General features: G+C 72.7%; 14 protein-coding genes. 9 read left to right on the top strand and 5 right to left on the bottom strand.

The features are described from left to right. Window positions 1-54: 54 nt before the first annotated feature. The 5 genes from J2S42_RS05425 (at window position 55) to J2S42_RS05405 (ending at window position 5171) form a co-directional block, all read left to right on the top strand. The gene (locus J2S42_RS05425; protein WP_307235812.1) at window positions 55-441 is read left to right on the top strand and encodes a VOC family protein; all 387 of its coding nucleotides are present in this window, start codon (window positions 55-57) and stop codon (window positions 439-441) included. Between the two features lie 118 nt (window positions 442-559). After that, the gene (locus tag J2S42_RS05420; protein WP_307235810.1) at window positions 560-1741 is read left to right on the top strand and encodes an acyl-CoA dehydrogenase family protein; all 1182 of its coding nucleotides are present in this window, start codon (window positions 560-562) and stop codon (window positions 1739-1741) included. Window positions 1742-1775: 34 nt separating this feature from the next. Then, window positions 1776-2654, top strand: coding sequence for an alpha/beta fold hydrolase (locus J2S42_RS05415; protein WP_307235808.1), 879 nt, complete (start codon window positions 1776-1778; stop codon window positions 2652-2654). Window positions 2655-2660: 6 nt separating this feature from the next. Next, window positions 2661-3884, top strand: coding sequence for a glycosyltransferase family 2 protein (locus J2S42_RS05410; RefSeq protein WP_307235806.1), 1224 nt, complete (start codon window positions 2661-2663; stop codon window positions 3882-3884). Between the two features lie 36 nt (window positions 3885-3920). After that, complete coding sequence (locus J2S42_RS05405) at window positions 3921-5171, top strand: MFS transporter (protein WP_307235804.1); 1251 nt, start codon at window positions 3921-3923, stop codon at window positions 5169-5171. Between the two features lie 62 nt (window positions 5172-5233). Here J2S42_RS05405 and J2S42_RS05400 read toward each other — a convergent pair whose 3' ends face one another. Further along, window positions 5234-6472: a cytochrome P450 family protein gene (locus J2S42_RS05400; protein WP_307235802.1), complete on the bottom strand. Its 1239-nt coding sequence runs from the start codon at window positions 6470-6472 to the stop codon at window positions 5234-5236. Window positions 6473-7124: 652 nt separating this feature from the next. On the opposite strand from J2S42_RS05400, the gene J2S42_RS05395 reads away from it, so the two are divergent. After that, the gene (locus J2S42_RS05395) at window positions 7125-7910 is read left to right on the top strand and encodes a helix-turn-helix domain-containing protein (protein WP_307235801.1); all 786 of its coding nucleotides are present in this window, start codon (window positions 7125-7127) and stop codon (window positions 7908-7910) included. Between the two features lie 57 nt (window positions 7911-7967). Continuing rightward, window positions 7968-8603, top strand: a complete 636-nt coding sequence (locus J2S42_RS05390) for a MerR family transcriptional regulator (RefSeq protein ID WP_307235798.1) — start codon at window positions 7968-7970, stop codon at window positions 8601-8603. Window positions 8604-8649: 46 nt separating this feature from the next. Here the strand turns inward: J2S42_RS05390 and J2S42_RS05385 are convergent, their stop codons facing one another. Beyond that, window positions 8650-9462 (bottom strand): TIGR03084 family metal-binding protein, encoded by an 813-nt coding sequence (locus J2S42_RS05385; RefSeq protein ID WP_307235797.1) that lies wholly within the window; start codon window positions 9460-9462, stop codon window positions 8650-8652. A 182-nt stretch (window positions 9463-9644) separates the two neighbouring features. Between J2S42_RS05385 and J2S42_RS05380 the strand changes: the two genes are divergently transcribed. Both J2S42_RS05380 and J2S42_RS05375 read left to right on the top strand, forming a co-directional pair. Continuing rightward, entirely contained in the window at window positions 9645-10094 is a 450-nt protein-coding gene (locus J2S42_RS05380) for an SCP2 sterol-binding domain-containing protein (protein ID WP_307235796.1), read from the top strand. Between the two features lie 17 nt (window positions 10095-10111). Next, window positions 10112-10537, top strand: a complete 426-nt coding sequence (locus J2S42_RS05375) for an SgcJ/EcaC family oxidoreductase (RefSeq protein WP_307235794.1) — start codon at window positions 10112-10114, stop codon at window positions 10535-10537. 47 nt (window positions 10538-10584) lie between these two features. Here J2S42_RS05375 and J2S42_RS05370 read toward each other — a convergent pair whose 3' ends face one another. From J2S42_RS05370 to J2S42_RS05360, 3 genes are read right to left on the bottom strand one after another with little or no spacing between them, the layout of a single operon-like run. Then, the gene (locus J2S42_RS05370) at window positions 10585-11664 is read right to left on the bottom strand and encodes a carboxymuconolactone decarboxylase family protein (RefSeq protein WP_307235792.1); all 1080 of its coding nucleotides are present in this window, start codon (window positions 11662-11664) and stop codon (window positions 10585-10587) included. Between the two features lie 58 nt (window positions 11665-11722). Beyond that, a complete protein-coding gene (locus tag J2S42_RS05365; RefSeq protein WP_307235790.1) occupies window positions 11723-13360 on the bottom strand; it encodes an FAD-dependent oxidoreductase in 1638 nt (545 codons plus the stop codon). Beyond that, window positions 13357-13905, bottom strand: a complete 549-nt coding sequence (locus tag J2S42_RS05360; protein ID WP_307235788.1) for a DUF5987 family protein — start codon at window positions 13903-13905, stop codon at window positions 13357-13359. The genes J2S42_RS05365 and J2S42_RS05360 overlap by 4 nt, the downstream gene beginning before the upstream one ends. Between the last annotated feature and the right edge of the window lie 225 nt (window positions 13906-14130).

The following is a 14130-nucleotide window of genomic DNA, read 5'->3' as shown; positions in this document are numbered from 1 at the left end:
ATCGCAACCGAGCCTAATACGTTGTACGCGGAACCGACGCCGAAGGAGCGGATCATGGGACGACCGGTTGTGCACTTCGAGATCATCGGGCCGGATCCGGACGGCCTGCGCGACTACTACGGCGAGCTGTTCGGCTGGTCGTTCGAGACCGGCGGCGAGGTGGCCGAGGGCGTCTCCGCGCCGGGTACGTACGGGTTCATGGCCGCCGGCCCGGACAGCGACACCCCCGGCATCCCCGGCGGCGTCGGCGGCGGCCCCGGCTTCGGCAACAAGGCGCTGTTCTACGTCGGCGTGCCGGACGTCGAGGCCGCGCTCCAGGCGGCCGAGAAGCTCGGCGGCACCCGCGTCCTCGGCCCGGTCCAGGCCCCCGGTTCCCCGCTGGTCGTCGGCCACTTCACCGACCCGCAGGGAAATCTGATCGGTCTGGCCGACGTCGGCTGAGCCCGGACGGCAATCGTGAAGATGCGGCGGCTCCCGCGCGGCTCGGAAAATCGACGGCGCGGGACGGCGCGGCGTGCGCCGGTCCCGTCCATCATCCGTTCGGCCTCAGGAGGACAGCATGCAGGACACGGCGGTTCCGGTGCGCGAAGAACTGGTCCGGCGGGCGGGAGAGCTGGTGCCGTTGCTGCGCGAGCGCTCCCGGTGGATCGACGAGCACCGCCGCCTGCCGGACGACGTGCTGGCCGGGATGGAGGAGGCCGGCCTGCTGCGCATGCGCGTCCCCCGGCAGTACGGCGGCTTCGAGAGCGACGCGCGGACGCTGGTGGACGTACACGCGGAGATCGCCCGCGGCGACGGTTCCGCGGCGTTCTGCCTCTCCGTCTGGTCACTGATCAACTGGATCGTCGGCCGCTTCCCGGACGAGGTTCAGGACGAGGTGTTCGCCACGCCGGGCGTGCGGGTCTGCGGCAGCATCTCCGCGACCGGGACGGCGACGCCGGTCGACGGCGGCTACCTCTACAACGGACGGTGGCGGTTCAGCACCGGCGTACTGCACAGCCACTACGCGTTCAGCGCCGCCATGCTGGACGCGCCGGGCGAGCGGCCGCAGCCGATGACCGCGCTGATCCCGGTCAGTGATTTCAAGATCGTCGACGACTGGCACGTCACCGGCCTGCGCGGCACCGGCAGCGTCACCACCTCGGCGACCGACGTGTTCGTGCCGGCCTCCCGGGTCGTCGCGCAGGCCGACCTGTTCAGCCCGCAGAGCCGGTCCGCGCGAAACGCCGGTAAGGCGATCTACGAGATCCCGCTGCTGGTCACGTCGACCGCGGCCACGGCCGGGCAGACCATCGGCGCGGCGAAGTACGCGATGGAGACGTTCCTGGAGCGGCTGCCCGGCCGGGCGATCACCTACACCGACTACGCCAGCCAGCGGGACGCGCCGGTCACCCACCTGACGGTGGGCGAGGCCGCGCTGCTGACCGAGGAGGCGGAGATGCGCGCGCACGCATTCGCCGCGCTGATCGACGAGAAGGCGCGCGCCGGTGAGCCGTGGAGCGAGCGCGAGCGGGTCTACTCCCGCGCGCAGCTCGGCCGGATCGCCCAGCTGGCGAAGCGGGCCGTGCACCTGCTGGCCACCGCGAGCGGCGCGTCGTCGATCTACGAGGACGTGCCGATCCAGCGCATCCAGCGCAATCTCGACGCGATGGCGATACACGCGCTCACCTTCCCCGCGACCAACATCGAGCTGTACGGCCGGGTGCTGTGCGGCCTCGCGCCGAACACGCCGTACCTGTGACCGCCGCCCGCCGACGCCAGTGAGGAGAGCAGACATGGACACCACGCTTCGCCACCGGCAGATCGAGGCCGGCGGCTCGTCCGTGCACGTCGTGGAGGCCGGCACGCCCGGTGCGCCGCCGGTCGTCTTCGTGCACGGGTTCCCGACGTCCTGGTCCAGCTACGAGCGGATGCTCCGGCTGGCCGCACCGACGGCGCATGCGATCGCGATCGACCTGCCCGGCATCGGCCGCTCGACCGGTGACCCGACCGACGGCACCAAGAAGGCGCTCGCCGTACGGTTGCAGGAGGTCTTCGGGGTCCTCGGGCTCCGCGACGTGACGCTGGCCGGCGGCGACATCGGCGGCATGGTGACGTACGCCTACCTGCGGCACGTCACCGACCTGGCCCGCGCCGTCATCCTGCACGTCGTGGTGCCCGGCGTGTTCCCGTGGGACATCGCGGTCCGCGACCCGGCGATGTGGCACTTCCACTTCAACGCCAAGCCGAGACTGCCGGAGATCCTGGTCCGGGACCGGGAGCGGCCGTTCCTCGACCACTGGTACGACGTGCTGTCCGGCGACGGCAGCCGGATCACCGAGCAGTCCCGGCAGGCGCACGTGGCCGCGTACCGGGCCGAGGGCGCGCTCTGTGCCGCGTTCTCCTGGTACCGCGCCATGGAGCGCGACACCCGGGAGAACGAGGCGGTGACCACGCCGATCGACGTGCCCCTGCTCTACCTGCACGGCACCAAGCCGGCCGGCCATTCGCTGGAGCCGCACGTGAAGGGCTTCGAGGCGGCCGGCATCCGGAACGTGACCGCCGCCTGGGTGCCGGACTCCGGGCACCTGGCCCAGGAGGAGAACCCCGAGGCGTACTGGTCGCTGATCGCCGATTTCGCCGGGCTGCCCGGCACGGACCGGAAAGGATCGTAGTCTCCCGTGGATCCCGCAGTGTCGATCATCGTCACCACGTACAACCGAGGTCCGTTGCTGCGGCGGCAGCTGCACCACCTGAGCGTGCAGGACCTTCCGCACGAACGGTACGAGGTGATCGTGTCCGACGACGGTTCGTCGGACGACACCGCGCGGATCGTCGAGTCGTTCACCGGCCGCCTGCCGCTGCGCTACCACGTACAGGAGGATCTGGGGTTCCGGGCCGGCACCGCGCGCAACGCCGGCGCGCGGCTGGCCTCGGCGCCGGTCCTGGTCTTCCTGGACGCCGGCGCGATGCCCGGGCCGGGCCTGGCCCGCGCCCACCTGGCCGCGCACGCCGATCCGGCGGCACACCGGATGGTGATCGGCCACGGGCACGGCTTCGGCGCCAACCTGGCCCGGCTCGACGGTCTGGCCGAGGCGATGGACGCCGCGCCGCTGGACGAGGTGGCCCGGCGTTTCGCCGGCGATCCGGAGTTCCGCGACGGCCGGGAGGACCGGCTGGCCGCCGCCGGCTACGACCTGAACCGCGATCCGCTGCCGTGGCAGCTGTTCTTCACGTTCAACTGCTCGGTCCGCGCGGACGACTTCCGGCGGATCGGCGGTTTCGACGAGTCGTTCGTGAAGTGGGGCGCGGAGGACATCGAGATCGCGTTTCGCGGTGCCCGGCACGGGCTGACGTTCGGGTACGCCCGGGACGCCTGGATCGTGGAATGGCCGCACGAGCGCCCGATGGGCGACCGTATGGTCACCTTCACCGAGAACATGCTGCAGTTCCTGGCGAAGTACCCGGAGCCGGTGATCGAGGTGGGCTGGCGCGCGGTCCGCGACGTGGAGTTCTGGAGCTGGCCGGAGTTCGTGGAGCTCGTCGCGGCGCACACCGTCGCGGTCCGTGACCTGGACGTGCGCGCGGAGATCGCCGAGGCGCCCGCGGCCCGCGACGGCGGACCGTTCGCCGTGCTCGGCGCCGGCGGCGACCTGCCGGAGCTGCCGCCGGGCAGCGTCGCCTTCGAGTTCGACGGTGAGCTGGCACGCCGGGCCGGTGCCCGGCACGCGGTCGGCATCCGCACCACGCTGCCGGACCAGTCCGTCGACACCGTGCTCGTCACCTCCCGCCTGGCCGGCCTCTGGGACCGCTTCGGCGCGGACGTGCTGGCCGAGGCCGGCCGGATCGGCCGCAAGGTCGAGCTGACCGACCGGCTGACGGCCCGGATCGACGCGCGGCGCTGAGTCGCCGCACCCCACTTTGACCCACGGAGGTCGAGCATGGTGAACGAAACGAAGACGGAAACGCCGCGCGCACCGGTGTCCCCGGCCGGCCCGGACGCCGCGACCGTCCGCCGGGCCCGGTGGGCGATCACCGCGGTCTTCTTCATCAACGGCCTGATGCTGGCCACCTACATCGTCCGGATCCCGTCGATCAAGGCGGATCTGGCGCTGACCGACTCGCGGCTCGGCGTGGTGATGACCTGCTTCGGTACGGCGGCGCTGCTCACCATGCAGTTCGTCGGCCCGCTGGTGGCCCGGTTCGGCAGCGTACGGGTCATCCGGCTGACGCTGCTGCTGATGCCGCTGGTGCTGGTCGCCATCGGGGCGGCCGGTGACGTGGTCGTGCTCGCGGTCGCGGTCGTGCTGCTCGGCATGGTGCACGGCACGCTGGACGTCGCGATGAACGGTCACGCGGTCGTGGTGGAGCGGCTCCGCGGCCGCCCGACGATGAACAGCTGCCACGCCGCGTGGAGCATCAGCGCGGTGATCGCCTCGGCCGGCGGCGCCAGCGTGATCCGGGCCGGTATCCCGACGTTGCGGCAGTTCCTGGTGGTCGGCGGCGTGCTGCTGGTCGCCGGCCTGGTCGCCTCGCTGTGGCTGCTGCCCGCCTCGGTCGACCGGGAGGAGCGCGCGCCGGACGGTACGAAGGCGCCCCGGGCCGGGTGGCGCAGCGGCTGGACCGGGCCGGTGCTGGTGTTCGGCCTGATGGGACTCACCATCATGCTGGGCGAGGCCGCGGTGGTGAGCTGGAGCGGCGTGTTCCTGCACGAGGACCGCGGCGCCACGCTCGCGGTCGCGGCGCTCGGCTACACCGCGTTCACCGTTTTCCAGACCGCGGGCCGGCTGTTCGGCGACCGGCTGACCGCGCGCTTCGGCAACGTGACGATGTTCCGGGCCAGTGGCGCGATCGCGGTGGCCGGGCTGCTGGTGGTGGTGCTCGCGCGCTCGCAGGAGGTGACGATCGCCGGCTTCGCGGTCCTGGGCGCGGGCATGTCGGTGCTGGTCCCGCTGATCTTCAGCGCGGTCGGCAACGCGGGCGGGGACGGGCCGGGCGCGGCGACGTTCGTCTCCCGGGTCACCACGTTCACGTACGCCGGCATCCTCTTCGGTCCGGCGCTGATCGGCTGGTTCGCCCAGGCGATCGGCATGACCTGGACGTTCGCCGGCATCATCCCGCTGATGGTCGGCGTGGTGCTGGCCGCGCGCGTGATGGGCGGCGCGGACCGGTCGCGGCCGGTGACCGGCTGACCGGTGACCGGCGAACGAACGCCCCGGCCGGATGCACCGGCCGGGGCGTCGTCATGTGCGGCTCAGGCCACCACGGCGGGCGCTCGCTCCAGGACCACCGGCAGCGTCTTGTGCCCGTTCATGATGAACGTGCCCTGCGACTCCAGTTCCTCGGTCTTGACCGCCAGCTCCATCTCCGGGAAGCGGGCGAACAGCGCGGGCAGCGCGATCCGCGCCTCGAGCCGGGCCAGTGGCGCGCCGAAGCAGTAGTGCGTGCCGAAGCCGAAGCTCAGGTGCTCCTTGTCCGGGCGGGTGATGTCCCAGTCCTCGGCCGTGTCGCCGTGCACGGCCGGGTCGCGGCCGATCGCGCCGTACCCCATCAGGATCGGGTCTCCCTTGGGGACGGTCACGCCGTCGAGCACCAGGTCCTCGACCGCGAACCGCAGCGGCAGCATGTTCAGCGGCGACTCCAGGCGCAGCGTCTCCTCGATGACGTCGTCCCACGAGGCCCGGCCCGCTTCCACCGCGGCCCGCTGCTCGGGGTGCGTGAGCAGTTTGTGCACCGCGTGCGTGACCAGGTTCATCACCGTCTCCGAGCCGGCGCCGAGCGCCACGAACAGCGTGCCGATCAGCTCGCTGTCGGTCAGCCGCTCCTCGCCGTCGACGTTGACCAGCTCGCTGGTCAGGTCGTCACCCGGGTTTGCGCGCTTGGCCTGGATGAGCTTGGTGAACTGCTCGGTCCAGTCGCGGATGTTGGCCTCGGCCTCCTCCGGCGTGAGCGACGAGTCCGGCGTCTTCTCGCCGCCGCGCAGCACCGTCGCGCGGTCGGCCTCCGGGACGCCGAACAGGTCGCAGATGATGGTCGCCGGCAGCTGGTAGGAGAAGTTGCGCTTGAGGTCGACGACCTCGCCGGGCGGCGTCTCGGCCAGCCGGTCCAGCAGGTACTGCACGGTGCGCTCGATGTACGGCTGCATCGACCGCACCCGCTTGGGGGTGAACGCCTTCACCACCGGACGGCGCAGCCGTTGCGCCTCCGGTCCGTAGGCGGTGGTCATGTTCTCCATCGTGGGCCAGCTGGCCAGCGGCCAGTCGGCACCGATCTCACCGTTGATCCACTGTGGCCAGTGCAACCGGGGGTTCTTGGAGACCAGCGGGCTGGTCAGCAGTTCCTTCGCGAGGTCGTGACCGACCACGACCCAGCCCCGGACGTCGCCGGGCAGGGTCACCATGGCGATCCCCGAGCCCTGCGCACGCAGCTCCTGTGCTTCACCGTGCACGTCCTGACCGGTCACGTCGAGCCGGTACGGGCAGCGTTCCTGCATCCGAATCTCCTGAGTGGAGGGTCTGGCGTCCGTCTCATCCGACGGTACGGACGCCCGGCCGGGGGTGGCATCTTCCACGTTGCGGCCCCGGGCGGGAGCGCGGTGGTGCGAAAGGCCGGATTAGCGGCGCTTATGACGGATGACGAGGATGGTCGTCTTCGACGATTGTTCCGAAGAATGAGGATCGCCGGGCCGCTCCCGGGTTGCGGACGGCGCGCGGGCGCATAGCGCCGGCGCGCGGCGCATAGCGCGGTGGCGCCTTACCGCTGGTGGGAGGCTCGATTATAGATTGGTGAGCGTCGGTTTCCATATTGGCTAATGCAGTTACCGGCGACGATGGTGATCGTCGCTCGGGTGGCCGGTTGACCAGCGCGCGTTTATCTTGAAGCGATCCAGATGAGTACAACGCGTACGCAAGGCGTTGCTAAGCGCGACGGCCTCCGCTACCGTCGACTCCGGAAAGAGCCCGGAGCAGGGCTCGGCGAGGAAGAATGGACTAATACACGGGTCAGTCGTCGGCTAATAACAACGCTTCCCCGTCCAATTCCTCGTCTCATTCCCGTGTGAAGCGGCTCCCGGGAGCGCTCGGTGCATCGGCGCGCTGGACGCCTTTCCGGCCGTACCCCCCAGTTCATGTTCAGACGGAGGCCCCGTGGACGAGTCGGCCGAGCGTGCGGTCAGGCGCGCCATCACCACCATGCGAATGAACCTCGGCGAGCAGATCACCGTCGATGACCTGGCCCGGTCGGCCATGTTCAGCAAGTTCCACTTCTCCCGGGTCTTCCAGCGGGCCACCGGCGTCTCACCGGGCCGCTTCCTGTCCGCACTGCGCCTGCAACGGGCGAAGACGCTGCTCGTCTCCACGTCGCTCAACGTCGCCGACATCAGCCTCTGCGTCGGGTACAACAGCGTCGGCACGTTCAGCTCCCGGTTCAGCCGCAGCGTCGGGATGTCGCCGACCGCGTACCGGCGACTGGCCGGGTACGCGCCGGAGATCCCGGTCGACAGCCGGTTCGGTGCCGGGCAGGAGTCGCCGGCCCGGGTCACCGGCGACGTCCGCGGTCCGGTGGAGCGCTTCGGGCCGGTGTTCATCGGGCTGTTCGCGGACCGAATACCCGAGGGCCGGCCGGTGCGGTGCGCCGTCCTCGACGGCCCGGGCCGATACTGCTTCGACGAGGTGCCGGCCGGTTCGTGGTACCTGCTCGCCCAGGCGGTCACGGACGCACCGCGCGGCATCCGCCCCGGCCCGCGCGCGCAGGCGCAGGACGTCTGGGTCGGCACGCGCGGCCCGCTGACGATCCGTGCCGGCGTCCGCATCGAGGTCGACATGTGCCTCAACCCGGCGCGCGACCTCGACCCGCCGGTGCTGCTCGCGCTGCTCGACGCCCGCGAATGGGCGTTGGCGCGCCGGCGCGAGCACGACCGGATGGCGGCCTGAGCAGCGTCGCCAGGCCGTGGACGACAGTCAGCGAATGATCACGAGCTGGGGAGCTCCATGCGAATCTCGGAACTCAGCCGGCGCGCGGGCACACCGGTCGGAACGATCAAGTTCTACCTCCGGGAGCGGCTGCTCCCGCCGGGCCGGCCCACCAACCGCAACCAGGCCTCGTACGGCGAGGCGCACGTCAACCGGCTTCGCCTGATCCGCACGCTCACCGTGATGGCCGGGCTCGACCTGTCCTCGGTCCGGCTGCTGCTGTCCGCGATCGAGAACGGCCGGCTGCCGCTGGCCGGGCTCTACCGGGTGATGGAGGCCGCGGTCGCCGCGGACCACCGGTGCACCGGCGGCCCGGAGGCGGACGCCGCCCGCACCGACGTCGACGCGCTCGTCGACCGGATGGGCTGGTCGCTGGACCAGGACGCGGTCTCCCGCCGGCAGCTCGTCGAGGTGCTCGCCGCGCTCAAACGGCTCGGCTCCACCTGCGAGGTCGACTTCTTCCTGCCGTACGCGGCGGCGGCGGACGACCTCGTCCAGGGTGAGCTGGACTTCGTCCCGGCGGCGCCGACCAACGGCGAGCGCGCGGCCGCGGTGGTGCGCGGGCTGATGTTCGAGGTCGCGCTGACCGCCATGGGCCGGATGGCCCGCGAGCACCACGTCACCCGCCGATTCGGCCCGGCCGCCGAGGACTGAGCCGCGCGTGGTGAGGCCGGGCCGGCGACCCGGCCTCACCACGTCGTCAGCGCGCCGGTGCGGAGGAGGCGGCGAACTGCCCCGGCCGCCGGCCCTCGCCCGCCGGGCCGCGGTACGCCTGCGCGATCGACAGCCATCGGTCGGCGTCGGCGCCCTCGGCCCGCATCGCCAGATCGTCCCGGTGCCGGCGCCGGGTGACCAGCATGCAGAAGTCGACCGCCGGGCCGGTGACCCGCTGCGCCGCCTCGGCCGGCCCGAACGTCCACAGCGCGCCGGACGGTGCCGTCAGCTCGAAGCGCATCGGCTCGGCCGGCACCTCCAGCCCGTTGTTGATGAACCCGAAGTCCCAGGTCCGTACGCCGAAACCGGCCAGGTGCCGGAGCCGGTCGGTGTACCGGCGCTCGCGGCCGAGCGCGTCCGCGATGTCCTGCCCGTGCGCGAACAGCTCCATCATTCCGGCCGCGGCGAGCACCGACGCGGGCAGCGGGCGCACCAGCCACGGCACCACCAGGTCGCCGCTGACCGAGGCGAGCGCCTGCTCCGCGCGGGCCCGCTCGGCCCGCCACCGGGAGAACAGCGCCTGCGGCGGCTCGGCCAGGAACTCGGCCAGCGCGTGCGCGACGTTGGCGTTGAAGTCCGGGCCGAGCCGCGCGGTCATCGCGGTGAACCGGTCCGGCGTGGACACCGCCATCGCGGCCATCCGGAACGTGGCGGCCAGGTGGGCGACCTGATGCGCCACGGTCCAGCCCGGCGCCGGTGTGGGCGTGCGCCAGGCGTGGTCGTCGAGATCGATCAGCAGACGGTCGAGCTCGTCGCCCTCCGCGATCAGGTCCAGGATGATCGGCTTTCCGTCGGTCATGGACGGTCTCCTTCCCTCGCGCACGAGGTGGTCGTCTACGGGGAGCCGTTCGAGCATGCGGGGGCGCGCGGGGGAAGTCTTCTTCCTCGTTGCTCAGCGCCGTGGGCCCGCAACCTGGAAGGTGTCCCGCTCTCCCGGGCCGATCAGAATCGAAGCGATCGGCCAGCGCGGCGAAGGGGACGATGATGTCGGTTGACCAGGACAATCCGGCGGCGCTCGGGCCGCTGGGGTTCGGGCGGTTCGTCAAGGCGGCGTCGACCGCGCAGCTCGAGGCGCTGATGGGCGGCGCGCGGCGTACCGACGTGATCGAGGAGGTCTTCCGGCGGATGCCGGAGGTGTTCCGCGCCGACCGGGCCGCCGGTCTGCGGGCGGTCGTCCACTGGCGGATCGGCCGCGCGGACGGCGGCGACGACCACTACGAGATGGTCATCTCGGACGGTACGTGCACCGTCTCGCCCACCCGGATCGGTACCCCGCAGCTCACCCTGACGCTCGGCGCGGTCGACTTCCTGCGCCTCGTCACCGGCAACGTGCACGCGGTGCTGCTGATCATGCGTGGCCGGATGCGCACCACCGGCGACCTGGCGCTCACCGCGAGGTTCCCGAGCCTGTTCGACCCCCCGAAAGTCTGACCGCAGGAGGAGACCGCATGACCACCACCCCGACCGCTCCCGCCGCGCCGTCCGCGGCGGACCAGGCGGCCATCGCCGCGGTGCCGGCCCGGATGATCCGGGCGTGGGCCGCCCACGACGCGGACGAGTTCGCCGACCTGTTCGCGGCGGACGGCACGATGATCCTGCCCGGCCTGTACAAGAAGGGCCGCGCCGAGATCCGCGAGTTCATGACGAAGGCCTACGCCGGGCCGTACGCCGGGACCCGGGTCACCGGGCGGCCGATCGAGATGAAGGTGCTCGGGCCGGACGTGGTCGCGGTGATCACCGAGGGCGGCGTGCTGGCGCCGGACGCGGAGGAACTCGACGGCGCGGCGGCGATCCGGGCCTCGTGGATCCTGGTCCGCCGCGAGGACCGCTGGCAGCTCGCGGTCTACCAGAACTGCCCGCGCGACCCGCGCTGAGGTACGCGCGAACGGCGAGACCCGGCGCGTGGCCGGGTCTCGCCGGGTCACCGCACGGACGCGAGCTCCGCACCCGTCCGCCGGGCCGCCGACCAGCTCGCCCACGCGGTCAGGCGGACCAGTCCGGCGTCGTTGAGACCGCTGGACCGGGCCTCCTCGACCACGGCATCGGTCACCCGGTAGGACGCCAGCGCGGTCAGCATCGCCAGCCGCCCGGCCGGCCGCAGCGCCGCCGGCAACGATGCCACCGCGCCGCCATCGTTCCACGGCCCGGCCGCCGCACCGCCGTTCCACGGCCCCGCCGCACCGCCGTTCCACGGCCCCGCCGCACCGCCGTCCAGCAACCCGCTGACCACCGCCCGGACCGGCGCGGCGACGTGCGGCTCCGCCGCGGTCTCCAGCGCCGCCGTGGCGCCGGCCAGCGCGCCCGCGATGTGCGGCTGTCCCGCGGCCCATGCGGGACCGGCCGCCGCCGGCCCGGGCAGCAGGCCCAGCGACGCGCCCGGCCGCGCCCGCCCGCGTGCCAGCCGGCCCATCACCCGGGCCGCACCCCGGCGGGCCAGGCCCGCGGCCAGCCCGGTCAGCGGCGGCAGCGGTGAGTCGCGCAGGAACACGTTCACCATCCGGTTCAGGTATGCGAAGACCACCGCCGTCGCGACCAGTTCCGGCAGCTGCGCGCCGGAGCCGGGGAACGGCACCGGCCCGCCGTCGCGGCGTGCCCACCGGGCCAGCGCGCGCATCGCCGGGTCGGTCATCTCGCCGAGCCGGCCCGCGGCCAGCGCCCGGGCGTCCCCACCGGTGGTCAGCCCGTCCAGCGTGGCGCCGTGCACGTCGACGCAGTACGGGCACCGGTTCGCGAGCGACACGGCGGCCGCCACCGTCTCCTTCGCCGCCCGGGACGCCGCCACCGACGGCAGCATCGTCTCCCGGAAGACGACCCACGCGCCGGCCAGCGCGTCCGGCGCCGGTGCGTGCAGCGCGATCGGCGGGGCCAGCATGCCGAACTCGCGTTCCATGTCGTGGTAGACCCGCGCGACCGTGCCGGTCGCCCGGCCCGGCGGCACCGGCGTGACGTGCCGGACGTGGGCCAGCGTGATGCCGCGGGTGCTGCGCGCCAAGAGGCTCATCGGTCTCCTTCGCGGTCCCGGCCCCGGTGCGCGAGGCCCCGGGGCCGGGACCGGCGGGTCAGGCCGTGCGGGCGATCGCCCGCCGGGCGGAGGTGGCGCCCTCGGGCGTGGGGGCGCCGTAGGTGACGGTGACGCCGCGGTCCCGCGCGGCACGGACGATGCCGGGCATGGCGCGCTCGGCCAGCGCCGAGATGGTCAGCGCCGGATTGACGGTCAGCGCGCCCGGCACCGCGGAGCCGTCGGTGACGAAGATGCCCGGGTGCCCGCGCAGCTGGTGGCCGTCGTCGAGCGCGGAGGTGGCCGGGTCGTCGCCGATCCGGCAGGACGCCAGCGGGTGCACGGTGTACGCGCCGACCAAGTCGTTGGTCCACGGCCGGACCCGGGCCAGGCCGTCGCGTTCCAGGATGTCCTTGACGTCCGCGTCGGCCAGTGACCAGCCGCGCCACGTGTTCGCGGTGGGCCGGTACCGCAGCGGCCCGTTGCCGAGCATCTGCTGGGAGACGCGGTGCGCGTTGCCGGTCTCCGGCGGCGGCCCGAACACGCCCTCGTTGTCGTCCTCGGACATCGTGAAGATCGTCATCCAGGACGGCCAGCTGCGCAGCATCTCCTTCTTGCGCACGCCGAACCAGGCCGCCCGGTCCGCGTCCGGCGCCTGGGCCAGGATCGTGCCGAGCCCGGGCGGGAAGTACAGCTGCTCCAGCGAGTACCGCTCGTACTCCGGCCGGGCCGAGTCGAGCCGGTCCCAGCTGGCCACGGTCGGGCCGCGCCCGATCTGGTGGCCGCGGTAGGCACTGCCGTCGCCGCGGTCCAGGCCGAGCACCTCGCGTACCCGGTCGTCGTCGAAGACCGCGGTGTTGAGCCGCTCGCCGTTGCCGGAGAAGTACCGGCCGACCGCGTGCGGCATCGCGCCGAGCTCCGGCGCGGACCGCTGCAGGATGACCGGGGTGGCCCCGGCGCCCGCGGCCAGCACGACCAGCTTGGCGTCGATCGTCCCGGCGTCGTGCAGGATCCGGTAGTCCTCGCCGTCGACGACCCGGTAGTGCACCCGGTAGCCGCCGTCGTCGGTGCGCGACAGCCGCTGGACCTCGTGCAGCGGCCGGATCTCGGCGCCGTGCGCGAGCGCCGCGGGCAGATAGTTGAGCAGCAGCGACCGTTTCGCGTCGAACTTGCAGCCGGCCATCATCCAGTTGCAGTTCGTGCACCGGTCGACGTCGATCGCGGCCGGTGCCGGGTTGGCGGTGCGCCCGGCGTGCGCGCAGGCCGCGCCGAACAGGCCACCGGCGTACGGCACCCGGTCCCAGGTCTGCATCGTGATCGGCAGCGATTCCTCGACCCGGTCGTACCAGGGATCCAGCGCGGCCCGGCTGATCGCGGCCGGCCACATCCGCCGCCCGATGGAGCCGTGCCGGTCGAAGACGAAGCCCGGCGCACGCGGCATGGTGGCGAAGTAGACCACGCTGCCGCCGCCGACGCAGTTGCCGCCGAGCACGCTCATGCCGTCGCCGACGACGAAGTCGAAGATCCGGGTGTACGACGAGCCGAGCTTGAAGTCGTGGTCGAACTCGTCGCTGTCCAGCCACGGCCCGCGCTCCAGCACGACCACCTTCGCCCCGCCCGCCGCCAGGTGGTACGCCGCGATCGCGCCGCCGAAGCCGCTGCCGACGATCAGCACGTCGGTGCGCTCGGCCGCGGTCACGACGGGCTCCCGGTCACGGTGGTGCCGGGGTGCGGCGGGGCCAGCTGCCGGCCGTAGGTGAACTGCGGGAACCGCCACACCCCGTCCGGGTCCGGCGGCGTGTAGCCGAGCGTCAGCAGGCCCGGGTGCCCGGTCGCGAACGCCTCCTCGGTGTGCAGGTGCGCGGCGCTGTCGAACGCCATGTTGCTGAACAACGCCAGCCCGACCCACATCTCGTGTTCCGGGTGCTCCCACGCGGTCAGCTCCTCGACCAGCGCGGTGCGGTGCGCGAACGGCAGCGCGACGAACGCCGGCACGTCACCGTCGAGCGGCACCGCCCGCCCCTCGGCGTACCGTGCGGCGTGGTCGTTGAGCGCGACCGCGAGGGAGTCCAGCGCCGGCGCGATGCCACCGGCCGGATCGGTCAGCAGCCGCAGCGCACCGGCCGCGACCGCACCCCCGCCCTCGGCGGCACCGGCGACGGCCCGGTCGCCGGGAAAGCGTTTCTCCCCAGGGATGATCGTATCGGCGAACGCCTCGATGGTCAGCGTCAACGCCGCGTCCATGACGTCGGGTTGCACGGATAGGGCCTCCGGTTCTTCGTGGACGGCCGGGGCGGCCACTCCTTGCCGGTCATCGTGTCGAGGCCGGGCGGGGCCGCGCATCTTCCCGCTTGCGGTCGATTCCGGGCGCGGCCGCGCGGTTCTCCGTTCGTGCGCTTGTCGCCGTCACGCGTTGTGCCGGCGGTCAGGGGACGAATACTTGGCAGTGCGACGTCCGTCGATGGGGAG

The sequence above is a fragment of the Catenuloplanes indicus genome (assembly GCF_030813715.1).
Lineage (GTDB): Bacteria > Actinomycetota > Actinomycetes > Mycobacteriales > Micromonosporaceae > Catenuloplanes > Catenuloplanes indicus.
This window is presented reverse-complemented; position numbering and strand designations above follow the sequence as displayed.